Below are 23,786 nucleotides of genomic sequence, written 5' to 3'. Positions count from 1 at the left end.
GACGTTGCCCGATCCGCATGGAGACGCGGACCCGAATTGCAGTCGCGATGTCCGGCGGTGTCGATTCCTCGACGACCGCGTACCTCCTCGTGCGCGAAGGCTATGACGTTCTGGGCCTGTCGATGCGGATGTACGACTCGTCCGCTCGCTCGGAGACGGAGTACGGCGGCTGCTGCACGCTCGACGACATGGCGGATGCACGATCGGTCGCGTGGAAGCTCGGCATACCGCACTTCGTCATCGACATGGAGGAGGGTTTTCGCGAGAAGGTGATCGAGCCGTTCGCGCTCGACTACCTCGAAGGCCGCACACCGAGTCCCTGCGTCCGCTGCAACACGTGGGTCAAGTTCGACTCGTTTCACCGGAAGGCACTCTCGGTCGGCGCGACGAAGGTCGCCACCGGTCACTATGCCCGCGTCACCCGAAGCGAGGATGGGCGATTCGAGCTCCGGAAGGCGCGCGATCTCGCCAAGGATCAGAGCTACTTCCTCTTCGAGCTCTCGCAGGCGCAGCTCGCCCACGCCCTTTTCCCGCTCGGCGAGCTGACCAAGCCCGAGGTGCGGGCAATCGCGGAAGAGGCGGGGCTGTCGGTGGCGAAGAAGGCGGAGTCGTACGAGATCTGCTTCGTTCCGCAGACCGACTCCTACGCGCGAATCGTCGAGGAGGAGGCGAAGCGGATGGCGGCGGCGGGAGGAAGCGCATCGGCGACCGCGGTCGCGACCGGGAACGCCTGCGGCAGAATCATCGACGTCGAAGGCCGGGAGGTCGGGACGCACGACGGCTACCACCGGTTCACCGTCGGCCAGCGCCGCGGTCTTCAGATCGGCGGGACGGCCGATCGACTCTACGTCGTGCACATCGACCCGCAGACGAAGGACGTCGTCGTCGGACCCGAGCAGAACCTGCGGCGGCTCGAGCTCGTGGCCGAGCGAACCCACTGGATCTCCGGCGAGGTTCCGTCGCCGGGAACGAAGATCGAGGTTCGGGCCCGCGTCCGCTCGCGCGGCGAAGACCTTCCCGCCTCGGTCGAGATGCTCGACGAGTGGACGAGTCGCGTCACGTTCGACGAGCCAGTCCGCGCCGCCGCACCCGGACAGGCGGTCGTCTTCTACGACGGCGACGTCTGTCTCGGCGGGGGCTGGATCTCGCGCCGCCAGGGCTAGGCGGAAATTCAGAAGAATCTGACGACCGGATCAGTCCCGTTCGCCCGGACGACCATCGGCGGTATCCCGCTCGGCCGAATCGGGAAATTCAGATCTGATCCAGAGCGGTTCCGCATCGCCTGCCGCGGCGCGGCGCAGCGCGACCGCTTCGAGAAATGTGCGGTCGAGCCATCGAAGGCGCTCCTCAACCGTCATCTCGAGCCCCAGAAGCTCCTGCCGGCGAGTCGTTCCTTCGAAGCTCCACTCACTCATTCGAGTCCCCTCGCTGTCGCAGAATTCTCTCCAAGACGGCGATGTCCTCGAGGTCTCTCCCTCTCGAAGCTTTCCGCTTCATGCCGATGAGCACTGAAACCGGGGCCACGAGAATCTCGAATTCGTCAACCATCACCCGCGTCGCTCGCCGGGCTACCTCATCGTAGTCGAATGGAGCTTCGGTGAAGAGATCGACTTCGAATCCGGCCCGGGACTCACTCCAGAGAGACAACACTTCCATCTGTTTTTCCCTGCGCAAGCGCTTTCTCTCTTCCGGACTTACGAAAGTCTCGATCGGAACCGGGGCTCGGGGTTTGAAATTCAGATCCGCCAACGCAGATACTGCGCGCCTGAGGTTGTCCGGCGTCATGTCGAGGACAAGGTCGAGATCCGCCGTCAGGCGAAGATGACCGTGCAACACGACGGCGACGCCCCCGACCACGATGAAGCGGACGTCAGCGGCGGCGAGCGACTTCATCACCTCGATGAACGGACCCGGAGGCAGCATCTCATCCGAGGATACAATAAGCGCCTTCGTCGGAAACAGACGCTGACTCGAACTCTGGTTCCGGCCCGGTTCCGATACCATGACTACGTGCACCGACATCCCGACTCCGGAGGCAAAATGCATCGATTCTTCCCACTTCTGCTCGCCGGCACTCTCATGCTGGCCGGCTGCGCCACAACCGCTCCCTGCGACTGTCTCGAAGAGACGGAGATCGTCGTGACTCCATCGGTCTCCGGCCCCGCGACGGCTGATCCGGCGGATCACCGTGACGACGAGCTGCACGGCTTTTTCGACGCAGAGTGGGAGTGGACGCTCGAAGAGTTTCCGGAGTTCGCGACGTACCTCGGCGACCGCCGCTACGACGATCGCGTCACCGACATCTCCGCTGCCGCGATCGAGCGCCGGAAAGCCCACGCGCGGGATGCGCTCGCCAGACTGAAGGCAATCGACCGCTCACGCCTCAGCGAGGCCGACAAGCTCAACTACGACCTCTATCTCGAGGACCTCGAGAACGAGATCGCCGGCCACCGCTTCCCCGGCGAATACCTCCAGATCAACCAGATGGGAGGCATCCACCAGTCGATCGCACAGATTGCGAACGTCACGCCTAAGCGCACCGTCGCGGACGTCGAGAACTTCATCCGGCGACTCGAGGCCTTCCCGACCTCGGTCGATCACACGATCGAGCACCTCGAAGCGGGCCTCGAAAAAGGAGTGACGCCACCGCGAATCACCCTCCGGGAAGTCGGAAACCTGATCCGTCTGCAGATGCCCGACCGAGTCGAAGACTCACCGATTTACACGATCTATTTCTCGGACCTGCCCGAATCGATTCCCGAGTCAGAGCGTGAACGTCTCCGGCGCGAGGGCATCTCGGCCCTCCGCCAGTCGGTCTATCCGGCCCTTCGAAAGCTCGAAGACTTCTGGGAGAAGAGCTATTACGGCGGGACCAGAGAATCGATCGGTCTCTCCGAGCTTCCCGACGGTGAGGCCTGGTATGCCTACAACGTGCGCCAGAGAACGACGACCGACCTCACACCCGATCAGATCCATCAGATCGGCCTCGACGAGGTCGCGCGCATCCGCGGCGAGATGGAGAAGATTCGGGAGGAGACCGGCTTCGAAGGATCTCTCGCGGAGTTCTTCACGTTTCTCCGGACCGACGAACAGTTCTTCTTCGACCAGAAGGAAGACCTGCTGACGGCATATCGCGACATCGCGAAACGGATCGATGGAGAGCTTCCGACCCTCTTCCGTACCCTGCAACGCCTTCCGTACACGGTGGAGCCCGTCCCCGAGTACTCCGAGAAAACCCAGACGACCGCGTACTACAACCCCGGATCGATCGAAGCGGGCCGCGCCGGGGTCTTCTACGCGAACACCTATGATCTAGCGTCGAGACCGAAGTGGGAGATGGAAGCCCTCACGCTGCACGAGGCGGTGCCCGGACATCATCTTCAGATCGCTCTCGCGCAGGAACTGGGCGAGCTCCCGAACTTTCGCAGATACGGATTCGGCTACACCGCTTTCGTCGAAGGATGGGGACTCTACGCGGAATCGCTCGGCAGCGACCTCGGCATGTACGAGGATCCCTACTCGAAGTTCGGTCAGCTCACCTACGAGATGTGGCGCGCGATCCGGCTCGTCGTCGACACCGGGATGCATTCGAAGGGATGGTCGCGGCAGCAGGCGATCGAATACTTCATGGAGAACGCAGGGAAGTCCGAGCACGACGTCGTCGTCGAGATCGACCGCTACATCGTATGGCCGGGTCAGGCGCTCGCCTACAAGATCGGAGAGCTGAAGATCAAGGAGCTTCGGCAGCTCGCGAGCACCGAGCTCGGAGAGAACTTCGACGTCCGGGAGTTCCACGACACGGTCCTCGGAGCTGGTGCCATCCCGCTGTCGATCCTCGAGCGAAGAGTCAGGGACTGGATCGCCTCGAAGAAGGAGCCCTGAGACGGCGACCGACGCCTCAGACCGGTCGCACCCACGACCCGGGGACGTCCGGATGCGAGGTTTCCGGTCCCGGGTGCGTCTCGATGACGCAATCGAGATCCTCGACTCCCTCAGCGCGACTCTCGATTCGGAAAACGTCCCACTCCGGGAAGCATTCGGCCGCGCTCTCTCCTCGGATTTGATCTCGACAGTCGACGTTCCTTCCTTCGACCGCTCGGCGATGGACGGCTATGCGGTCTGCGCGGAAGAGACTTTCGGTGCGACGGCGTCGAACCGCGTCGACCTCGTGGTTGTCGGCCAGGCGCTTCCGGGCTCGCGATGGGAGGGCGCGATACGACGGGGTGAAGCCGTCCGGATCATGACCGGGGCACCGATCCCGGATGGGGCCGATGCCGTCGTGGTCGCCGAGATCGCGGAGGAGACCGGCGGTCGCGTGCGGATCCAGGACTCGGTCACTCCCGGCCGGCACATCGGCCGCAAAGGGGAAGACGTCCGGGAGGGGGATCGCGTTCTTGCGGCCGGGAGAATCCTGCGCCCCCAGGACATCGCGATGATCGCCTCGATCGGTCTCGACCACGCCGAGGTCATCCGGAGGCCGAGAGTCGAGATTCTCGCAACGGGGGACGAGCTCCTTCCGATCGGATCTCCGCCACGCCCCGGATCGATCTGGGAGAGCAATTCGGTCATGCTCGAAATGCTCGCGAAACGCGACGGTGGAGAGGTGTCGCAATCGCGCATCCTTCCCGACGACGCGGATGTTCTCCGGGATGCGCTCAGCAACTCGAATGCAGACGTGATTCTGATTTCTGGCGGCTCGTCGGTGGGCACCGAAGATCATGCCCCGCAACTCGTGGCCGAGCTCGGAGAGCTCGCGGTCCACGGAATCGCAATGCGTCCCGCATCGCCCACCGGCTTCGGAACTGTCGGCAACCGGATCGTTTTCCTTCTTCCGGGAAATCCCGTTTCATGCCTCTGCGCGTACGATCTATTGGCTGGGAGGACGATTCGTCGCCTGGGCGGACGGAATTCTTGGTTACCCTACCGGAGGGTCACCAGAACTCTCGGGCGTAAGATCGTCTCCGAACCGGGTCGTGTCGACTACGTCCGATTGAAAATCGAGGGAGACACCGCCGAGCCGATCGCCTCGGCGGGTGCATCGATCCTTTCGACCACGACCCGAGCCGACGGATTCGCGCTGGTCTCCGCCGACAGCGAAGGCCATCCCGTCGGCTCCTCGATCGAGGTTTACCTCTATGACCATTGATCAGGAACAGTTTCTCGACGTCATCGATGTGGAGGAAGCGCATCGGAGGTACGACCTGGCAACCGCCCACCTCGCGCCTCGTGCCGAGACGGTCGCGCTCGAGTCGGCTTCCGGACGGGTTCTGGCGGAGGATCTCCGCTCGCCGGTGAATGTGACCTCGTTCGATCGGAGCAACGTCGACGGATTCGCCGTCCGATCGGAGGATACGTGGGAAGCGAGCGAGACCGAGCCTCGCAGACTTCGCGTCACGATCGAGGCTTCGGCTCCGGGGCAACTGCCGCGGCACGAAGTCCGGCAGGGGGAAGCCCTCCCGATTGCGACGGGCGCACCGCTTCCGCGCGGCGCGAACGCCGTCGTCATGGTCGAGCACACGAACCGGGAGGGCGCAGAGCTCGAGGTTTCCCGAGCGGTCGTCCCCGGAGGGAACGTCACGTTCGCCGGTACCGACATCAGCCAGGGAGAAACGATCGCGCATGCAAGCCGTCTGCTGACCGCGCGCGAGATCGGCGTTCTGGCGTCGACCGGCCACACTCGGGTTCCGGTGTTCGCGAAGCCACGAGTCGCCATCATCTCGACCGGCGACGAGCTCGTCGATCCATCGAGCGACGAGATTCTCACACCAGGAAGGATCATCGACAGCAACTCGTGGATTCTCGCCGAAGCGGTACGCGAAGCGGGAGGAGAGCCGCACCGGCTCGGAATCTGTCCCGACAAGGCAGACCAACTGAGAGAGATGGTCCACGGCGCGCTCTGCGATCACGACATCGTTCTGATGTCCGGCGGAACCTCGAAGGGCGCCGGCGACATCTCCTATCGGATCGCTGCCGAGCTCGATCCCGGCCTCGTCGTCCACGGCGTGGCGCTCAAGCCCGGCAAACCGGTCTGCCTCGCGCTCCATCACGAAAAGCCCGTCGTCGTCCTTCCCGGTTTCCCCACTTCGGCGATCTTCACCTTCCATGAATTCGTAGCACCACTGATCGCGCGGATGACGGGACGGCGCCGCAAGCCCGGACGAAGAATTACGGCTCGTGCACCGTTCAGGATAATCTCCGACAAGGGGCGCACCGAGTTCGTTCTCGTGATGCTCGTGCCGTCGACCGACCCCGAGGAGCCGCCGATCGCGTGGCCGATCGGGAAGGGATCCGGTTCGGTCACGACGTTCAGCCATGCGGACGCCTTCGTCCGGATCGACCGCCACCAGGAGCTCGTCGAGAAGGGCGAGATCCTCGAAGCCACTCTCCTCTCGGAAGAGATCGAACCGGTCGATCTCGTCGTGATCGGCAGCCAGTGCCGCGGGCTCGACGAGATCCTCGCGACGCTCCGCGGGGCCGGTTTCAGCACGCGCTCGATCGCCGCGGGAAGCTCGGCCGGTCTCGAAGCGGTGAAGCGCGGAGAGTGCGATCTCGCGGGGATCCATCTGTGGGATCCCGCGACCGGTTCCTACAACGCACCCTTCGTCGACGATACGATCGAGCTGATCCACGGCTACGTCCGCGTTCAGGGAATCGCGTTTCGCGAGGACGATGAACGCTTCGAAGGCCGGAGCCTCGATGAGGCGACGAACGTAATCCGATCTTCGGCCGGGCTCGTGATGATCAATCGCAACCGGGGGAGCGGTACGCGAGCGCTCATCGACCGCATTCTGGAGGGTGCCCGTCCGGCCGGGTACTGGGTCGAGCCGAAATCACATGAAGCGGTGGCGAGCGCCGTCGCCCAGCGACGGGCCGACTGGGGCGTCTGTATCGAGACGGTCGCCCGATCGTCCGGCCTCGGGTTCATCCCGATCGGCGACGAACGTTACGATTTCGCCGTCGCGCGCTCTCGCATCGATCGCGCGCCGGTCCGCCGGTTCGTCGAGACCGTCGGCGATCCGGCCGTACGCGAGCGGCTCCGCGGGCTCGGCTTCAGCCACGACAATTCGTCGTTCTGAGCCCGGCGCAGCGCGGGTGAAGAATCCGGGGGTGGGTCGTGAATCGACGTGATGCCTCTCCGCATCATTCATTCACGAGCCTGCCACCAGATCCTTCGGCGTCCTTCGGCGGCTTCTAATGAAACGACCACGAAATTGTTGGACTTCGACCCACTTGCAGCGCTTCGCTTGGCCTGATGTCCCACCCTACAAGGTCCCTCGCTTGCCCACCCGACCGCCCGCTCGGGACGACGTCGGCTTGAGTATGGGATGCGGAGTTTTGCGGGCTCCGGTTTTCGTTCCCGCTTCACCGGGGCATTGTGCCGTTCAAATGGCTCCGGATAACGAGGAAGTGGGTTTTCGCGAGAGATCAAACATTCGTTTATGATCCGTCGCTTCGCGCCCTCGGACTGACCCGGGTTCTGAACCAGAGAAACCATCCCAGCAGGCTCAGCACTGAGATCCAGGCGCTCAACCACACTGAGGTCGGCTGGTAATCGACGACCACCCGGGACATCCCCGCTGGAACCCGGAATGCGACGAACGGTTCTGCCAAATCGACGAGGCCGGCCGGCTGCCCGTCGACCCGGACCCTCCAGCCGGGTAGATCCGGCTGAGATGATCCGATGAGCGCATGGCGCTCCGCATCGACCGTCAGGCGAAACCGTCCCGGCCTCGTCTGTGAAGTCCAGAGCGAACGAATCGCGGGGCGTCGCGCCGTCGCCGCCGCGCCCTCTTCGACCTCGAAGAACCTCCGCTTCCACTGCTCATTCTCGTACAGCCGGCCGTCGGCCCCTTCGTACACCAGCCGCCATCCCTCGCCGGCACTCTGCTCCGGGTCCGCCAGAAGGAACCGGACACCGAGAAGATCGAGGTGCGGATGAGCCGGGTCGATGATCCTCCTAAGATCGGCGCCCTCGGTCGGAACCGATGCATCAGCGAAAAACTCGACGTACGGCTGCCACGCCATCGGATCACTCCCTCTCACGTCCTCCAGCCGGTAGATCGCGGAGGTGTTCGGGAGAAAAGTCCAGTCGAGGCCGGCGACTCTGAAAGGTTCCTCCGGAGCGAGAGCGTGCAACCGGTCGATCATCGGAACCGGTGGAGCGTAGTAGCGGGTCTCCGCCGTTGCGTTGAACGGGAGATTGAGAACGGCAAGCTCGACGACGATCAGAAAGAAAGCGATGACGCACGAATACGACGCCCATCTCCAGGCCACGAGCCCAAACCCGATCACGGCAGCGGGGCCGATCAGGGCGTACGGGCCGAGCCGATCCGGAAAGTACTGAAGCGCGATCGCGAGCCACCCCGCGTTGAAGACGAGCGCCGCCAGAGCGAATGCCGGCAATGCACGCAGAGCACGAAGACGGTCGAGAATCAGCGCGGCAGCCGCCGCGGCGAGAAACACCGAGACGAAGCGGAGTTTGTCATTTCCGACGAGTGATAGCGGAGGAATCTCTGACAGATATCCGACAAAGGTCCACTTCATCGCCGAGAGCCAGGTGAGCACCGCTCCGATCGCGAGCGTCCTCGGAACAGCTCCCGCGTTCCGGATGAAGATCGCCAGTGGAACGAGACACAGAACGATCGAGCCGACGTAGGACGATGCAACGCCCGGATAGTTGTACTTCCACGCCCAGGTGCCTCTCGCCGGATTTCCAAACGCGTCCGGCGTGATGAGCGCCCAGCCCGCAAGCCCGGAAAACGACTGGTTCATTTCACGATGGCTCGCAATCTCTCCGAGACGCTGGCTTTGTGCCACCTGCTCCGCCACCGGAACCCAGGCGATCGCCGAGAAAGCGAGACCGAGAATCGCTCCCCCTGTGATCAGCAGAAACGATCGCCGCACGTCCGGCAGCCCTCCCCGAATCAACACCGCGGCGATCACGATCAGTCCGCCGATGATCATGTGGAGCACGCTCTCCGGATGTCCGGAGGACATGGCGACGGCCACGGTTACGGCAAAGAACGAGATCGACCTGCGGCCCGGATCCTCGAGAATGAGGAGCAAACCGAGGGCAACCGCCGGAAGAAGAGCCGACACAGTCGCTGCGCTGTAGTAGAGGTAGACGAACTGATAGGTCGAAAGTGCGAATGCTGCCGAACCGAACCACGCCGCCCACCGGCTGGCTCCGAGTCGCATCAGAAAGAGCGCCCCGAAGAGAAAGGCGACGAACACCTTCACGCCGGCCATCGCTACGATCTGCTCGGGCAGCGGCACGAACAGAGTCGCCAGAAAAAAGGGCGAAAGCGGAGCGGCTTCACCATTCGCCAGAAGCGGATACCCTGCGAACGACCACGGATTCCATAACGGCAGATCGCCATCGAGCATCTGATCCCGAGCCGCCGAATACCACGGAAGAAAGAGCTTGACCGTGTCATTCGTCAAAGCGTTTCGGGGCGATACCTCACCGACGACGCCGCGAAATGGGTACCCTCGCATCACTTCATCGAGCGGCACCGGAACACGGTCGGGCACCAGACCCGGGCTCACAGCGACGAGCGCGATACCGAGTGCAAGGAAGAACGTCGTCCGCGAAACGGGAACGAGAAGCCTGTGAACCAGAAATGCGAGCAGCGCCGACGGAACAAGCACCCCGGCGACGGTGACGAGAGCCGTGATCATTCCGGGCGCTTCGTCAGCGCGACTTCCCTTCGCGGATCTTCTCGATCGTCGCGATGAAACTCCTCGCCGCGTCCTTCGCCATGATCCTCTCCGACCTGATGATGATCCTCGCGGCGCTCGAATGGAAGGGGCTCCTGGGGGTCGAGCGCCTCGTCGAACCCGCTCATCCCCACCCCCGCCAGACGGAACCTGGTTTCCGGTCCGAAGGGAAACGCTCCGAGCAGTTCCTGCGCCCGCGACCGGAACTCCTCGAGCGTCGCCGGCGGATCGCAACGCGTCGACTGTCGGGTGAGCGTCGTGAAGTCGGCTGACCGGAGCTTGACCACGATCGTCCGGCCGAACATGCCGCGCTTCTCGCCCCAGCTCCAGACCCGGTCAATCTCCCGGTTCATCGTTTCCCTCACTTCTTCGAGAGTGAGGTCCCGCGAGTAGGTGTTCTCGGACGACATCGACTTCCGGATGCGCGATGGATTGACCGGGCGGTCATCGATGCCGCGCGCCAGTTGCCACAGCCGCCTGCCGAAACTTCCGAAGCGTTCGGTCAGCTCATCCTCGTCGAGCTCGCGCAGATGACGTACCTCGAGAATGTTCATGCTTTTCAGGCGCTCTTCGGTCTTCCGTCCGACTCCCGGCAGCCTGCGGACGTCGAGGTGCTCGAGAAATCGCTCGACCTGATGCGGTTTGATCACGAACAGGCCGTCGGGCTTTTTCCAGTCCGACGCGATCTTCGCGAGGAACTTGTTGGCCGCGACGCCCGCGGAGGCGGTGAGGCCGGTCGTCTCCCGGATCTCTCGCCGGATGACCTCCGCGGTCTCGGTAGCCGTTGCGATTCCGGTCTTTTCGACGGTCACGTCGAGGTAAGCCTCGTCGAGGCCGAGCGGCTCGATCAGATCTGTGTGACGCTCGAAGATCTCACGAATCTGCAACGAGACCTCGCGGTAGCGATCGAACCGCGGTCGAATCCACACCGCGTCCGGACAGAGTCGCGCGGCGCGAACCGACGGCATCGCGGACCGGACGCCGAAAGCCCTCGCTTCGTAGGACGCGGCGGCGACTACCCCCCGGGGCGCATTCGCACCGACCACCACCGGCCTCCCCGCCAACGAAGGGTCATCCCGCTGTTCGACCGATGCATAGAACGCATCCATGTCGACGTGGATGATTTTGCGCATCTACATCAGCCGATGTTGTCGACGATCGCCTTGCCGAACTCCGACGTCGACAACAGCGTGGCTCCGCTCATCTGCCTCTCGAGATCGTAGGTGACACGCTTCTCCTGAATCGTCCGGCCGAGAGCTTCCTCGACGGCGGAAGCGGCCTCGTTCCAGCCGAGGTGCCGCAGCATCATGACTCCTGAGAGGATCAGCGAGCCGGGATTGACCTTGTCCTGCCCGGCGTACTTCGGCGCGGTGCCGTGGGTCGCCTCGAAAAACGCGACCTCGTTCGATTCGTTCGATCCCGGCGCCATTCCGAGTCCGCCGACCTGCGCCGCGAGTGCGTCGGAGAGATAGTCGCCGTTCAGATTCGTCGTCGCGATGATCGAATACTCCGCCGGCCGCAGAAGAATCTGCTGGAACATCGCATCGGCAATCCTGTCCTTGATGATGATCTTCCCCGCAGGCGCTTTGCCGTCGTGCTTGTCCCAGAGATCCGCTTCCGTCACGGTCCGATCGCCGAACTCCTCCTCCGCCACCTCGTATCCCCAGTCCTTGAAGGCCCCCTCGGTGAACTTCATGATGTTGCCCTTGTGGACCAGCGTCACCGAATCGCGGCCGTTCGCGATCGCGTACTCGATCGCCTTTTTCACGAGACGCTTCGATCCGAACTCCGAGACCGGCTTGATTCCGATCGCCGATCCTTCGCGAATCTCCTTCCCCATGTCTCGAATGAAATCGCGGATCTTACTTGCTTCCTCGGAGCCGGCCTTCCATTCGATCCCGGCGTAAACGTCCTCCGTGTTCTCGCGAAAGATCACCATGTCGACCTTCTCCGGCTCGGCGACGGGCGACGGGACGCCGCCGAAGTAGCGCACCGGGCGGACGCACGCGTAGAGATCGAGAACCTGGCGGAGGGTGACGTTGAGCGAGCGGATGCCGCCACCGACCGGCGTCGTCAGCGGGCCCTTGATCGCGACCTTGAAGTGCCGGACCGCGTCGAGAGTCTCTTCCGGAAGCCATTCTCCGAATTTCTCGTTCGCCTTCTCGCCGCCGTACACCTCGAACCAGGCGATTCTCTTCCTGCCGGAGTAGACCTTTTCGACGGCGCCGTCGAGAACGTGACGGGTTGCGCGCCAGATGTCGGGGCCGGTGCCGTCCCCTTCGATGAACGGGATGATCGGGTCGTCCGGAACGGTGATTTTCTTTCCATCCGCCGAGATTACGGACCCCTCCGGAACCTTGCCGAAACGCTCGAATTTCATCTGTCGGGCAACTCCTTTCTCGCGGCGACTCTATTGGATTCGCCGGGAAAAATCGAGAAGTGCCCGATTGCACACCGGTAGCGGCAACAGCCCGTCTGGCTCTGACCCCAGCTTCCCGCCGGCGGCCTCAACGCGGTTCAGTCGGCGCTGGTCTCCGGAGCTCGCGGCGAGCGGGTTCTCAGCAGGAGAAAACCGGAAACACCGCTGAGAAGCGAGCCGGCCAGGATACCGATTTTGGCCTGCTCGAAACGTCCCGGATCGTCAAAGGCGAGACCCCCGATGAACAGAGACATGGTGAATCCTATCCCCGCGAGGAGTGAGAGGCCGTAAATCCAGATCAGCGTGTCACGGTCCGGGCGAAGGGGAGTCAGACCGAGCCTGATCGCGAGGTACGCCACGGTGAATACGCCGAGCTGTTTGCCGAGGAAGAGCCCGACGATGATGCCGAGTGAGATCGGAGCCGCCAGAGCGGAGGTCAGTGTCTGCACGTCCAGTGTGAGGCCGGCGTTCGCGAAAGCGAAAATCGGAATCACCAAGAATGCGACGACAGGATGAAGTTTGTGCTCGAGACGGTGAAGCGGAGAGCCGGACTCGACGACGAGATCTTCGAGACGCTCGAGTCTCTGCTGGCGGTGCTCCTTCTGGAGATTGGTTTCTTCGTCCGTTCGCGATCCGATCTGTTGGAGTAGCGCAGCTTCGTTGTCGGTGAGCGCGCGCTGTTTTTTCGCCATTGCCGGGATCAAAAACCCGAGGACGACGCCCGCCAGAGTCGCATGGATACCCGATTTGAGAACGGCAACCCAGAGCCCCCCACCCACCAGAAGATATGGCCAGAGGTTTCTGACATTCAGTGAATTCAGAATGATCAGGATCCCGACTGCGCCTGTCGCCAGCAGCAGAGCCTCGGTTTTCAGCTCGCTGGTGTAGAAGAGCGCGATGACGATGACCGCGATCAGGTCGTCAACCACCGCCGTGGCCAGAAGCAGCAGCTTCGCCCACGAGGGAACCCGAGTCCCGAGCAGCGCGAGAACACCGACCGCGAAGGCGATGTCGGTTGCCATCGGAATCGCCCAGCCACGCGCGGCTGGCGATGAGGGATTGAAAGCGAGGTAGATCAGAGCGGGAACCATTGCTCCGCCAGCGGCACAGGCGAGAGGGAGGGTTGCCGACTTCACACTCGACAGCTCGCCGTACTTTATCTCCCGTTTGATCTCGAGTCCGACGATCAGAAAGAAAATCGCCATCAGACCGTCGTTGATCCACAGCAGCAGGGGTTTGTCGATGACAATCGCCCCGATTCCCACGATTACCGGTGTGTCGAGAAAGGACCTGTATGCTCCGGCGAGCGGACTGTTGGCCATCACCAGAGCGAGTATCGTTGCAACGCCGAGCAGGACTCCTGAAGCGGCTTCGGTTCTCAGAAACTCGCGAACCGGAGACGTTTCCCGTCGGAACCTTTTCAGAAGACGTTGCATGGCCTGGCTCTAACGTTATCAGACGATACGGCAGCTCTTTCCCCGGCTCGAACCGGGAATGTAAGCTTTCTGGCCGGCTGGTGGCTCGTCGTGGTTCATCGGTCGGCAGTACGAGACGACGCAGGGAAAAGCGGAGTTTCAGCCGGTTCTCAGACCGGCCCGTCGGCGGCCTCCGACGCTTTCGTTCGCAAATCTGATCGAAGCCCCGGTTTTGCGATCGCTCCGCACGGAACATGGCGTCCCATTAGTGGCTGTTCGCCAGGCGCTGTCGTGGGCAGAGAAGGAGCTTTCCATCGAGAATCTCCTGCTTCGCCAGGAGCTCTGCACCGCTGGGGGTGAGATTTTCCTCGATCGATACGGAGGGCTCATCAACCTGTCCGCGTCGGGACAGCTCGCGATGCGCCGGATGTTTGACACTCATCTGCAGCGGGTCGAGTGGGGCGAGTTGCGTCTCCCCGTTCGTCTCTATCCATTCATGGTTGCGGAGCAGATCGACGCAAAGCCGATTCTGATCGATCCTGAGATCTCTTTTGGTAGGCCGGTAATCAGCCGCGCCTTCATTTCCACCCGCACACTGCTCGATCGGATCGATGCGGGTGAAAGTATTGATGAGGTTGCGGCTGACTACGAGATCAGCTCCGAAGCCGTCGAAGAGGCGATCATCTTCGAGCGCTCTGCGTGAACTTCACGTTCTTCACCGACCGCAATCTGGGACTTGCGTTTCCACGAATCCTGGAGGAAGCGGGTCTGGCGGTGGAGCGTCACAGAGACCATTTCCCACCAGATTGCCCGGACCCGGTGTGGCTGTTTCCCTACCTCCAACCTGAATGGATCCGCTTGCGTGTACCGCCCCTCCGACGCCCGATACCACCTGAAGATGTTGTTCGCGTTGGTCCGACGCGATTTCGGCCTAACTTTCTGGCTCGCCTGACGTTGTTCAGATTCACCCGGTTTCGAGGCCCGGATGCGAGTTTTCGCTTAACCGCGGGCGGGTATGACTCTCACTGCGGAACGCTTCGCTAGGCATACATCAGACGACCCCGAGGAGCTGGAATGTCTCGTCCGAGCTCACGAGCCGTCTCGAGCCACTCTGCGATCACGATTTGCGCATTGCTGACGGCCTCCTCGTACGTCGCCCCATCCGCCATACAACCCGACAGCTCGGGAACCTCGACGATGAAAGCATCGTCGGTCTCGCTCCAGTAGATGATCATCTCGTACTTCGGAGTCTCACTCATCGTGTTCCTCTCCGACCGAGTCCGTACTTCAGCAGAACGGCGCGCGTCTGTTTGACCTGATAGTCCTTCGCTCTTCCGCGTCGCGGCTGCAGGTTCAGGATCTCCGCAACGCCATCTCTCGCAAAATGTGATGCCGCCTCGAATTCGCTCGCTGAAACCGAGCCGCTTCAGGAGAGAACGCAGTTCATCAAACCGGATATTCGAATCAGATGCTCCGGCAAGGATCTTCCGCACGAGTTTTCTCTCTGAGGGCATCGTCTCGAGCGTACCTCATCACGCCGAGTCAGAATTGGGGCCACACCTTCAATTGAGAATTGGGGCGAATTGGGGGCCACACCTTCGGCGAATTGCGGCGAATTGGGGGCCACACCTTCGATTGTCGGTTCGAGATGCATTTCGGGCTCAAACGCATTCTAACCCTCGTAGAGAGACGTCACGAAAGTTTCCATTCCGAGGGAGAAAAGCAACCACTCCCGTCAACGGTTGGACTTTTTTCCTTTCACCGAGGGATGGTTTCTCCATGGCTCGACCGCTCAGACTCGAACATCGTGGCGCTCTGTGGCACGTCACATCGCGCGGGAACAACCGCGAGATGATCTTCCACGATGATGACGACCGCGAGTCGTTTCTCGGCATCCTCGCCGGAGTCGTCGCGCTCTTCAACTGGCGCATCCACGCCTGGGTCCTGATGGGCAACCACTACCACATCCTCCTCTCCACACCCGAGCCGACGCTGTCACGCGGAATGCAGCGGCTCAACCAGCGCTACGCGCAGGATTCCAACCGAAAGTACGACCGATGCGGACATCTCTTTCAGGGACGGTTCAAGGCGCATCTGGTCGACGAGGCAACCTGGATGCTCGAGGCGGCGCGCTACGTCGTTCTCAATCCCGTGCGGGCCGGGATGGTCGAGCGCCCCGAGGACTACCGGTGGTCGAGTTACCGTGCGAGTGCGGGGCTCGAGCGGGCGCCGTGGTGGCTCTCCGACTCGATCGTTCGCCACTTCCATCGGGATCTGCCTGAGGCCCGGAATGCGTATCGAGAGTTCGTGCAGCGCAAGGTCGGGTCCGACGAATCGATCTGGAGTCATCTCAAAGGCCAGATCTACCTCGGATCAGCCGAGTTCATCGCGAAAGTGCAGACGCTCATCGACGCCGAGCCACGCTCGACCGAGCATCCCTCACCGCAGCGCAACGTCGACCGGCCCAAGCTCGTGGAAACGGCCGAGACCGCGGCCGCGATGATGGATGCGGACCTCGACGAGATCCGCACGACGCGCGGGCATCCCGGAAGGGCGGTCATCGCGCATCTGGCCAGGATCGAGTCGCTCAGCCGGCTCCGCGAAATCGCGGCGCTTCTCGGGCTGCGGAGCTATGGGCACGTTTCGACGCTCGTCCGCCGGGTGGAAACGGACAGAAACCGGATCCCTGGCCTCGCCCATCTGATCGATTCATGCATCACGACCCTCCGCGCGCATGCCCCACCCCTTCCGCCGCCCGAGGTTCTCATCCGACAGCCGTTCTGAATCGTCTCGCCACTGTCGAGCTGTGCCTGACCTGGGCATCCTCGACGCTGCACTGAGTCGCCCGGCCCTCGTACACCACTTTTGGGGGCTCTCACGAGCAACAAGCGACGATTCTGGACCGAATCGGTTTCTGTGAAGCACTTCGACGGTCACATTCGCGTGACTGAACCGAATAACGAAGGTCTGGCCCTCTCTCCCCGAATAACGAAGGTCTGGCCCTCTCTCCACGCCCTTCTCGGGGCTCTCAGGAGCAACAAGCGACGATTCTAGGACCGGATCGGTTTCTGTGAAGCACTTCGACGGTCACATTCGCGTGACTGAACCGAATAACGAAGGTCTGGCCCTCTCTCCCGAAGGTCTGGCCCTCTCTCCCCGCGCCACGGCTCGGTTCCCCGTGAAGCACTTCGAGGGTTACATTCGCGCGACTGAACCGAATAACGAAGGTGCGACCCGGTCGATCCCGACTCGATCGACCGCGCGAGGGTAAAATGCGGGGCTGTGAGGCCAACTCGGAATGCGTGAGCAGATTGTCAGCGGCCTGAACTCTGCGATACGCGCCAGCGGGGTCGGCAAGTACGTCCCGGAGATCATCCGCCGCTGGAAGCGCGAAGTCCTCGGGCCTGCGGACAACGTGGAATCCATTGCGGCTCGTCATTGGAATGAGCAGCAACAGACCGAATCTGTTTACTGGACCCAGCACCCGCTGATCTCCCAGTACGTGAACTGCCTGGTTACGGGCGTTTCGTGGCTTCATCCGACTCAGGGATTGAAAGCCGGTTGGGCTTACCATCCTCTGAAGCTGGGGCTGTCGGTGGGTTGCGGCACGGGTGAGCTCGAGCGGGACGTGGTTTACAAGCAACGGATCTGTGAGCGCATGGAGGCCTTCGACATTTCGCCTGCTTCTCTGAAAAAGGCAAGAAAGCTCGCGCGCAAGGAAGGCGCCCGGGCCATTCGATATCGCCGGGCGGATTTCAACTCAATCGTGTTGCCGCCCGATCGATACGACATCGTCTTTTTCCACGGATCTCTGCATCACGTTTCTGATCCTGACCGGCTGCTCGCCGAGGTCGAGAAGTCGCTGAAACCTCACGGCCTCGTCTATGTCGATGAGTTCGTGGGGCCCTCGCGCGACGAATGGACGGACGAGGACATGAAACCCGTTCGCGAAGAATTCGACAGGTTGGATGACCGACTCAAGCTGCGTCCGGCGAAACCGCCCGTGGTCTTCGAGGATCCGTCGGAAATGATTCGATCGTCACGGATCATTCCCGCTTTGCGCGAACGCTTCGAAATCGTTCACTACAAGCCCTACTGGGGAAATCTCCTGCACCCGCTCTTCTGCTGTCTCAACGGCGCTGAGCTGCTGAAGCCGGAAAGTGAACCTTTGATACGCCGCCTGATCGAAAAAGAAAAGGCGCTGGTCGCGTCGGGAGAAATCACGAAACCACTTTACGCCGTGCTTCTTTGCCGGAAGCGCGGCTCTGCTTGACCGGAAATTGGGAAATTGGGGGAAATTGACGGTCATACCCTCGGAAGTGAGGGCCACACCTTCGTTTTTCGGTTCCTCGCGTATTTCCGGGCTCAAACGCATTCTGCTCCTGGTGGAGAGATGTTACGAAAGTTTCCATTCCGAAGGCGAAAAGCGCCGGGCCTCATGAGCTCGCTGCGATCCCTCGGTCGGGATGACGACTGGGCGCGTTTGCTCAATGGGGTTTCGGCAAGGGCCGGCAAATGCCCTCGGTTCCCGTCCGGGATTGAGAACTGAAGGCGCTCTTGCTGGCACATCTGCTCTCCTGTTACACTTTCGACACTTTTTACACTTTCCTAACTTTCAAACTTTCAAATTTTATTTTCGATCTCTGAAGGAGGACTTCATGAAGGCTCTCGTCATCGGAATTCTGACCCTTTTGACGGCAACGGCTGTCGTTGCCGCACCGGTGGCCGCCGGGAAGATCATTCCCGACCGCTATATCGTCGTCCTGAAGGACGACGTGGTCGATACCCGGGCCACAGCACAGAGTCTCGCCTCAACTCATGGGGCCCGTATTTCCCACGTTTACGAGCACGCAATCAAGGGTTTTTCCGCAACACTCGCACCTGCCGCCGTCACGGCCCTGAGTCAGAATCCGAACGTTGCCTGGATCGAAAATGACATGGAAGTGTCGCTCGTCGCAACCCAGACAAATGCCACATGGGGGCTCGACCGGATCGATCAGCGTAGCCTCCCGCTCAACGGTTCCTACACCTACAACTCCACCGGTCTTGGCGTGAAGGCGTACATCATTGACACCGGAGTGAGGAGCACGCACACAGAGTTCGGCGGCCGCGTCATCCGCGGATATGCCGCCGGCCTGAATCTCGTCACCGACGACTGCAACGGCCATGGCACTCATGTGGCCGGAACCGTGGGGGGTGCGACGTACGGAGTCGCCAAATCGGTCACGATCGTACCGGTCCGGGTCCTCGGTTGTACAGGTATCGGCCTCAATTCCGACGTGATCGCCGGTGTCGATTGGGTGACCGGAGATCATCCTGCAGGTGCCCCCGCGGTTGCGAACATGAGTCTGGGCGGCGGTATCTCTTCCGCACTCGACTCCGCCGTCACGAACTCGATCAATGATGGCGTCTTCTACGGAGTCGCTGCGGGCAACGATGACGAGGACGCCTGTAATTACTCTCCCGCGCGTACGCCCGCCGCCATGACCGTCGGGGCCACGGAGAAGACAGACTTCCGTGCCTCGTACTCGAACACCGGAAGTTGCCTGGACATCTTCGCGCCCGGCTCCGGAATCACTTCCGCCTGGTTCCTCACGGATACCCAGACCAACACGATCAGCGGCACGTCCATGGCGACACCGCACGTTGTGGGCGCCGCGGCGCTCTACCTGCAGAACAACCCGACTGCCTCCCCAGCCACCGTTTCGGAGGCAATCACGAACGCCGCCACGGCCGGTGCGGTGATTGATGCAGGGAGTGGCTCTCCCAATCTGCTGCTCTATTCGCTCTTCAATTGAGACCCCCCGGTGCGCAGGGACGCCTCCCTGCGCACCGCACGCGTTCACTCTGCGGCTCGGGGATATCCCTCCAGTCGCGGAGCCTGATACTCATCTTGTCGCGTTTCCGTGAGCGTTACGGGGTTATCGCCTAAATCATAGGCCGGGCTCCGGCCGGGAGGGCGGCGCGAGTTAAAGTGGAACGAAGCATTCGATTCGGATGCTGTGAAGCGGGGAAGGAAGGGTCGCGCCTTCGTTTTTTCGATTTCCACGTCCCAACCCTCACCGCTGGGGTCATCTGCCCGGATGCCCTCTACAGGATCGTGCGCTGATCCCCGACGCGCTTCGTCACCCCGTTCGCGTCGAACCATTCGAGCAACGGGATGCCGACCTTGCGCGTCAGACCGAACAGGTCCTTGAACCAGGCGACGTCGTGCGTTTCTCCCCGGTGCTCCCGGACCCTGGCGGCGGCCGAATCGAGAGCGTCGCGGTGTACCCAGAGACCGTCGGCGAGCCGGACGAGCGTCCCTTCCTTCAGAAGAAACCCGAGAACGCCTTCAACGACTTTCGGCTTGTGGCCCACCTCGTCCTGGACCTCGCGCAGACCCGGAGGGGCCAGCCCGGCATCCGAAAAGCACGCCTCCACCCGGTCCGCGATCGATCCCTCCACGCCCTCCGGACGCTTCTCGCGACCCGGCAGATCGACGACATCCCCCTCGATCGTGATGCGTCCTCGCTGACGGAGCCGCTCGAGAAGCGCGGCCCCGGCGTCCACGGCGAGACCCGCGGGAAAGGTCTTCTGAACGAGCTCGCGGCGCGGCATTCCGGTCGAGAGCGGAGTCGACGCGAAGAACTCCTCGAGGCTTTTCACGACACGCGCGTCGAGATCGTCGATGGCGCCCGGATCGAGCCACCGGTCGCCGATCGGGATCAGCATTCCGCCCGGAGCGAGCTCCCGCCCGATGCGATCGCGCTTGAGGCCGGTCACCGCAACGAGATCCTCGAGCGTGATTCCGCGCGCTCCCATTCTTCGCGCCATCCATCCGGCTCTCTCCACGACCGATGCGCCCGCGAGCTGACGAACGTCCGCGACCGAGAACTTCCGCCCTCCCCGCGGCAAATGCGGATCGAGGATCACTCCCCCACCAATGGTCCGTGCGGGAGAGTACGTCCGGATCACGAACCGGTCGCCTGCGACCGCGGTCACCGGCCGGTCGAGATGGATCCGGGCGATCTCTCTCTCCCCGGGCTCGAGCCGCTTCTTCGCGCGCAACCGCACGCGCCCGATCGCCTCGATCGTCAAATGATGAACGCGGACCCGGACGCCGTCTTTGAGAGCTGCCGCAGCCGGGAGGAGGTCGAGCTCGACGGTCAGAAGACGCGATGGCCGCAGCGTTCCCGGCTCGACGAGCTGTACTCCCCGTTGAACATCGCGAACCTCCAGGTCGGGAAGATTCAGCGAGGCCCGGTCCCCCGCAACCGCGCGGTCGCGCTCGGAGCCGTGAATCTCGATCCGGCGGACCCTCGACTGAAGCGCCTCCGGCATGACGACGAGGTTCGATCCCGCGGCAAACGAGCCCGACGCGACCGTACCGGTCACGACGGTTCCGAATCCACGGATCGTGAAGGCTCGATCCACAGGGAGCCGGAAGACGCGATCATCCGTCTCCGCCTCCTCCGGGGGAACCAGACGAATGAGCTCCTCCCTCAATTGTTCGATGCCGCGCCCTTCCTTCGAGCTCGTCACGATCACCGGCGCGCTTTCGAGCGGAGTGCCGGCGACGAGCTCAGCGAGCTCGAGCTGTACGAGCTCGATCATGTCCGCGGTCGCCCTGTCCGCCTTGGTGATTGCGATGACCCCTCGCTCCACCCCGAGCAGCCGGCAGATCTCGAAATGCTCCACGGTCTGCGGTGCCACCGACTCGTCCGCTGCGACGACGAGCAGCACCGCATCGATCCCCGAGGCGCCGGCGAGCATGTTTCGGACGAACCGCTCGTGGCCGGGGACGTCGATCAGGCTCAACTGCACGTCATCGGCGAGCAAACGCGCAAACCCGAGGTCGATCGTGATCCCGCGCCGTTTTTCCTCGGGGAGCCTGTCGGTATCGATCCCGGTCAGCGCCCCGACCAGCGCCGTCTTCCCGTGATCGATATGGCCGGCCGTTCCGACGACGACTCGTCTCAAACGCCCGCGTCCCTACCGGTTGTCGTCGAGGGGAAACAGGCGGTCGAGAACCTGCTTTCTCCCCTCGATCGCTGACGGCGTGTTCGGATATTTGTCGAGGATCTCGTCGTACACCTCGAGACTCTGCGCGTAGGCGCCGGCGTCGTGCAGGATCTGGGCTTTCCTCAGAAGCTCTTCCTTCTCAGCGAATTCTCTCCGGGCATCCGGCACCAGCGGGAATCCCGCGGGGTCCTCCTCTCGAAGGACGACGGGAAGGAGGAAGAGGGCACACAGCAGAACCGCGATCAGGCCGATCGCCAGACCGCGTGGCACGTGGAGAATCCTCAGGCGGGTCCAGCTGAACTTCGGTCCGCCCAGCCGCGTCGTCGGGGTGTCTTCGGGACTCGCCGGCGTGGTGAAGCTCTCCACTGGCTCCGACTCCCCCTCGTTCGCCCGATGGAGATTGATCAGACGCTCGAGCTCCTGTGCGGCGCTCGCGGCGGAAATGAATCGTGTCGCTGGCGATTTCGAGATCATTCGACTGAGAAAGTGCTCGCACCACTTCGGGATATCGGGAGCCACGACCGTAATCGGTGAAGGCTCTCGATTCACCACGTCATAGAGAACGTCCATGACCGACTCGCCTTCGAAAGGCCGCTTTCCGCTCCACATCTCGTAGAGCAGCACGCCCACCGAGAAGAGGTCCGATCGCTCGTCTGCCGACTTTCCCGCCACGACTTCGGGTGACATGTAGTACGGCGTTCCGAGGAGCTGTCCCGCCTTGGTTGCATAGGTGGCGCCCTCGCGCACAGTACGGGCGACGCCGAAATCCGCGATTTTGGCCCTTCCATCGTCGGTGACCAGAATGTTGGCCGGCTTGATGTCGCGATGAATGATGCCGCGCTGATGCGCATAGGCAAGGCCGCGGAGTATGTCGAGGCCGATTCCGGCGGCCTGCAGCACACCGAGCTTCGACCGGCGCTTCAGGATCGTGAGCAGCGACTCCCCCTCCACGAACTCCATCGCCATGTAGCGAATCTCGCGGTGGGAGTAGCCGACTTCATAGAGCGTGACGATGTTGGGGTGGATCAGCGATCCACAGACCTCCGCCTCCCTCCGAAACCGGGCCATGAACTCTTCGGAGAGGCTGTCGTCGGGCCCAAGAGCCTCGGCCACCTTCTTCAGGGTCTTGAGGGCGGCTCTCCGTCCGAGTCTGATGTCCCTGGCGAGATACACCGTTCCCATGGCTCCCTCACCGAGAACCTCGACGATCTCGTAGTGGTCGAAGAGCAGCGGATGGCTGCTGTCCGGCCCTTTCGCTTCCCCAGCCATCTTTCCGGGTGATTGTCCCACGCCTGTCGTCATCAAAACCTGAAAAGCATCTGGCCGCGCTCATCTTCAGCGCGCGGCCGCGCCTCGAAACGCCCCGGATAGTATTCTGCCACGGTTTGAGGGATCACGATCTCCTCGCCGAGGGATTTCCTGATCTCCAGAGCATTCGCCACGCTCTGCCCTCGAAAATGGTTGTTCGTGATGACGAAAACCTTTTCGGCCTCGAGCGATCGCGCTTTCCCGACCCAGTCGTCGAGTTCGTTGCGGGAATAGAGATAGTCGTATCGCTCCCAGGCTTCCTCGTGGTCGAACCACTTCTCCCGGTTTCGCCCATGGAGCCTGATGTAGGCGACCCCCGAAGTCACGTGAGCCGCCGGCTCGAGCGCGTGATCGTGGGGAGGCTGATCGATGTTGGCGAGTCCGATCGACCTCTCGCGGAGCAGCTCCCGGAACTCTTCGGTATCGAAGCTGTCGTGCCGGACCTCGACCACCAGAGGAAGCCCGTCGAGCACCTCGCGAATCCGCTCGAACCGCTCACAGGCGCCGGCCCCGTATCGGAAGCTCCAGGGAAACTGGGCCAGGACCGCTCCGAGCCGGCCACTCTCCTCCAGGGGACCGAGAAACGCCCGGAACCGCTTCGCTTCGCCGGCATTCCAGCTCTTCTCGTGGGTGAGCTCCCTCTGCAGCTTCAATGTCATCTCGAACCGCGGATTCGGTTCGATGCGCTCGGCCCATGACCCTGCAGCGCTCACCGCCGGGGTGCGATAGAACGTCGAATTCACCTCGACCGTGTCGAAGTGGTCAACGATCCAGCCGAGCCGGTCGAACCCTCGCGGAACGGGCGAAGGATAGACGGGACCCTCCCAGTCCTTGTAGCTCCAACCCGCTGGTCCGACTCGAATCACCGTGCTCGGTCGAAGCATCGGTCGAGCCAGATTTCCACGTCAAGGGGTCTTCGT

The 23,786-nt window shown here is 62.4% G+C and carries 18 protein-coding genes; 8 read left to right on the top strand and 10 right to left on the bottom strand.

Annotated features, from left to right (window positions below; translation table 11 throughout):
- Positions 1–11 precede the first annotated feature (11 nt).
- Positions 12–1,163, top strand: coding sequence for a tRNA 2-thiouridine(34) synthase MnmA (gene mnmA, locus KY459_06710; GenBank protein MBW3564400.1), 1,152 nt, complete (start codon positions 12–14; stop codon positions 1,161–1,163).
- A gap of 30 nt (positions 1,164–1,193) precedes the next feature.
- On the opposite strand, the gene KY459_06705 is transcribed toward mnmA, so the two are convergent.
- Together KY459_06705 and KY459_06700 are read right to left on the bottom strand one after the other, a co-directional pair.
- Complete coding sequence (locus KY459_06705; GenBank protein MBW3564399.1) at positions 1,194–1,415, bottom strand: hypothetical protein; 222 nt, start codon at positions 1,413–1,415, stop codon at positions 1,194–1,196.
- Positions 1,408–1,923, bottom strand: coding sequence for a hypothetical protein (locus tag KY459_06700; GenBank protein ID MBW3564398.1), 516 nt, complete (start codon positions 1,921–1,923; stop codon positions 1,408–1,410). Before KY459_06700 ends, KY459_06705 begins: the two co-directional genes overlap by 8 nt.
- A 156-nt stretch (positions 1,924–2,079) precedes the next feature.
- Between KY459_06700 and KY459_06695 the strand changes: the two genes are divergently transcribed.
- The 3 genes from KY459_06695 to KY459_06685 are packed head-to-tail and all read left to right on the top strand — an operon-like array spanning position 2,080 to position 7,076.
- Positions 2,080–3,882: a DUF885 domain-containing protein gene (locus tag KY459_06695; GenBank protein MBW3564397.1), complete on the top strand. Its 1,803-nt coding sequence runs from the start codon at positions 2,080–2,082 to the stop codon at positions 3,880–3,882.
- Positions 3,883–3,934: 52 nt separating this feature from the next.
- Positions 3,935–5,146, top strand: coding sequence for a molybdopterin molybdotransferase MoeA (locus tag KY459_06690; protein MBW3564396.1), 1,212 nt, complete (start codon positions 3,935–3,937; stop codon positions 5,144–5,146).
- Positions 5,136–7,076: a molybdopterin biosynthesis protein gene (locus tag KY459_06685; protein MBW3564395.1), complete on the top strand. Its 1,941-nt coding sequence runs from the start codon at positions 5,136–5,138 to the stop codon at positions 7,074–7,076. The genes KY459_06690 and KY459_06685 overlap by 11 nt, the downstream gene beginning before the upstream one ends.
- A gap of 361 nt (positions 7,077–7,437) precedes the next feature.
- On the opposite strand, the gene KY459_06680 is transcribed toward KY459_06685, so the two are convergent.
- The 4 genes from KY459_06680 to nhaA form a co-directional block, all read right to left on the bottom strand.
- Positions 7,438–9,681, bottom strand: coding sequence for a hypothetical protein (locus tag KY459_06680; protein MBW3564394.1), 2,244 nt, complete (start codon positions 9,679–9,681; stop codon positions 7,438–7,440).
- On the bottom strand, positions 9,678–10,853 hold the full coding sequence (dinB, locus tag KY459_06675; protein MBW3564393.1) for a DNA polymerase IV: 1,176 nt from the start codon (positions 10,851–10,853) through the stop codon (positions 9,678–9,680). Before dinB ends, KY459_06680 begins: the two co-directional genes overlap by 4 nt.
- Before the next feature lie 5 nt (positions 10,854–10,858).
- Positions 10,859–12,100 carry an isocitrate dehydrogenase (NADP(+)) gene (gene icd, locus KY459_06670; GenBank protein ID MBW3564392.1) on the bottom strand — a complete coding sequence of 414 codons (1,242 nt, stop codon included), beginning with the start codon at positions 12,098–12,100 and terminating at the stop codon, positions 10,859–10,861.
- Between the two features lie 137 nt (positions 12,101–12,237).
- On the bottom strand, positions 12,238–13,575 hold the full coding sequence (gene nhaA / locus KY459_06665; protein ID MBW3564391.1) for a Na+/H+ antiporter NhaA: 1,338 nt from the start codon (positions 13,573–13,575) through the stop codon (positions 12,238–12,240).
- 247 nt (positions 13,576–13,822) lie between these two features.
- On the opposite strand from nhaA, the gene KY459_06660 reads away from it, so the two are divergent.
- A complete protein-coding gene (locus KY459_06660) occupies positions 13,823–14,257 on the top strand; it encodes a DUF433 domain-containing protein (protein MBW3564390.1) in 435 nt (144 codons plus the stop codon).
- Positions 14,258–14,594: 337 nt separating this feature from the next.
- Here the strand turns inward: KY459_06660 and KY459_06655 are convergent, their stop codons facing one another.
- Entirely contained in the window at positions 14,595–14,813 is a 219-nt protein-coding gene (locus KY459_06655) for a type II toxin-antitoxin system HicB family antitoxin (GenBank protein ID MBW3564389.1), read from the bottom strand.
- Between the two features lie 520 nt (positions 14,814–15,333).
- Here KY459_06655 and KY459_06650 point away from each other — a divergent pair.
- The 3 genes from KY459_06650 (at position 15,334) to KY459_06640 (ending at position 19,352) form a co-directional block, all read left to right on the top strand.
- Positions 15,334–16,338, top strand: a complete 1,005-nt coding sequence (locus tag KY459_06650; GenBank protein ID MBW3564388.1) for a transposase — start codon at positions 15,334–15,336, stop codon at positions 16,336–16,338.
- A 514-nt stretch (positions 16,339–16,852) separates the two neighbouring features.
- Entirely contained in the window at positions 16,853–17,827 is a 975-nt protein-coding gene (locus tag KY459_06645; protein MBW3564387.1) for a class I SAM-dependent methyltransferase, read from the top strand.
- Positions 17,828–18,212: 385 nt separating this feature from the next.
- Complete coding sequence (locus tag KY459_06640; protein MBW3564386.1) at positions 18,213–19,352, top strand: S8 family peptidase; 1,140 nt, start codon at positions 18,213–18,215, stop codon at positions 19,350–19,352.
- A 292-nt stretch (positions 19,353–19,644) separates the two neighbouring features.
- On the opposite strand, the gene selB is transcribed toward KY459_06640, so the two are convergent.
- The 3 genes from selB to KY459_06625 are packed head-to-tail and all read right to left on the bottom strand — an operon-like array spanning position 19,645 to position 23,750.
- Positions 19,645–21,516 carry a selenocysteine-specific translation elongation factor gene (gene selB / locus KY459_06635; protein MBW3564385.1) on the bottom strand — a complete coding sequence of 624 codons (1,872 nt, stop codon included), beginning with the start codon at positions 21,514–21,516 and terminating at the stop codon, positions 19,645–19,647.
- Positions 21,517–21,528: 12 nt separating this feature from the next.
- Positions 21,529–22,827, bottom strand: coding sequence for a serine/threonine protein kinase (locus KY459_06630; protein ID MBW3564384.1), 1,299 nt, complete (start codon positions 22,825–22,827; stop codon positions 21,529–21,531).
- Positions 22,828–22,859: 32 nt separating this feature from the next.
- Positions 22,860–23,750 (bottom strand): DUF72 domain-containing protein, encoded by an 891-nt coding sequence (locus KY459_06625; protein ID MBW3564383.1) that lies wholly within the window; start codon positions 23,748–23,750, stop codon positions 22,860–22,862.
- Positions 23,751–23,786: the final 36 nt, after the last annotated feature.

Source organism: Acidobacteriota bacterium (assembly GCA_019347945.1).
Taxonomy (GTDB): domain Bacteria; phylum Acidobacteriota; class Thermoanaerobaculia; order Gp7-AA8; family JAHWKK01; genus JAHWKK01.
The sequence above is the reverse complement of the archived record's forward strand: the minus strand, read 5'-3'. Positions and strand labels throughout refer to the sequence as shown.

Excerpts from the sequence above, each read along its gene's own strand:
- KY459_06705 (MBW3564399.1), bottom strand. The coding sequence starts at position 1,415 with ATGAGTGAGTGGAGCTTCGAAGGAACGACTCGCCGGCAGGAGCTTCTG.
- KY459_06700 (MBW3564398.1), bottom strand. The coding sequence starts at position 1,923 with ATGCTGCCTCCGGGTCCGTTCATCGAGGTGATGAAGTCGCTCGCCGCC.
- KY459_06695 (MBW3564397.1), top strand. The coding sequence starts at position 2,080 with ATGCTGGCCGGCTGCGCCACAACCGCTCCCTGCGACTGTCTCGAAGAG.
- KY459_06690 (MBW3564396.1), top strand. The coding sequence starts at position 3,935 with ATGCGAGGTTTCCGGTCCCGGGTGCGTCTCGATGACGCAATCGAGATC.
- KY459_06685 (MBW3564395.1), top strand. The coding sequence starts at position 5,136 with ATGACCATTGATCAGGAACAGTTTCTCGACGTCATCGATGTGGAGGAA.
- KY459_06680 (MBW3564394.1), bottom strand. The coding sequence starts at position 9,681 with ATGATCACGGCTCTCGTCACCGTCGCCGGGGTGCTTGTTCCGTCGGCG.
- dinB (MBW3564393.1), bottom strand. The coding sequence starts at position 10,853 with ATGCGCAAAATCATCCACGTCGACATGGATGCGTTCTATGCATCGGTC.
- icd (MBW3564392.1), bottom strand. The coding sequence starts at position 12,100 with ATGAAATTCGAGCGTTTCGGCAAGGTTCCGGAGGGGTCCGTAATCTCG.
- nhaA (MBW3564391.1), bottom strand. The coding sequence starts at position 13,575 with ATGCAACGTCTTCTGAAAAGGTTCCGACGGGAAACGTCTCCGGTTCGC.
- KY459_06655 (MBW3564389.1), bottom strand. The coding sequence starts at position 14,813 with ATGAGTGAGACTCCGAAGTACGAGATGATCATCTACTGGAGCGAGACC.
- KY459_06650 (MBW3564388.1), top strand. The coding sequence starts at position 15,334 with ATGGCTCGACCGCTCAGACTCGAACATCGTGGCGCTCTGTGGCACGTC.
- KY459_06645 (MBW3564387.1), top strand. The coding sequence starts at position 16,853 with ATGCGTGAGCAGATTGTCAGCGGCCTGAACTCTGCGATACGCGCCAGC.
- KY459_06640 (MBW3564386.1), top strand. The coding sequence starts at position 18,213 with ATGAAGGCTCTCGTCATCGGAATTCTGACCCTTTTGACGGCAACGGCT.
- KY459_06630 (MBW3564384.1), bottom strand. The coding sequence starts at position 22,827 with ATGGCTGGGGAAGCGAAAGGGCCGGACAGCAGCCATCCGCTGCTCTTC.
- KY459_06625 (MBW3564383.1), bottom strand. The coding sequence starts at position 23,750 with ATGCTTCGACCGAGCACGGTGATTCGAGTCGGACCAGCGGGTTGGAGC.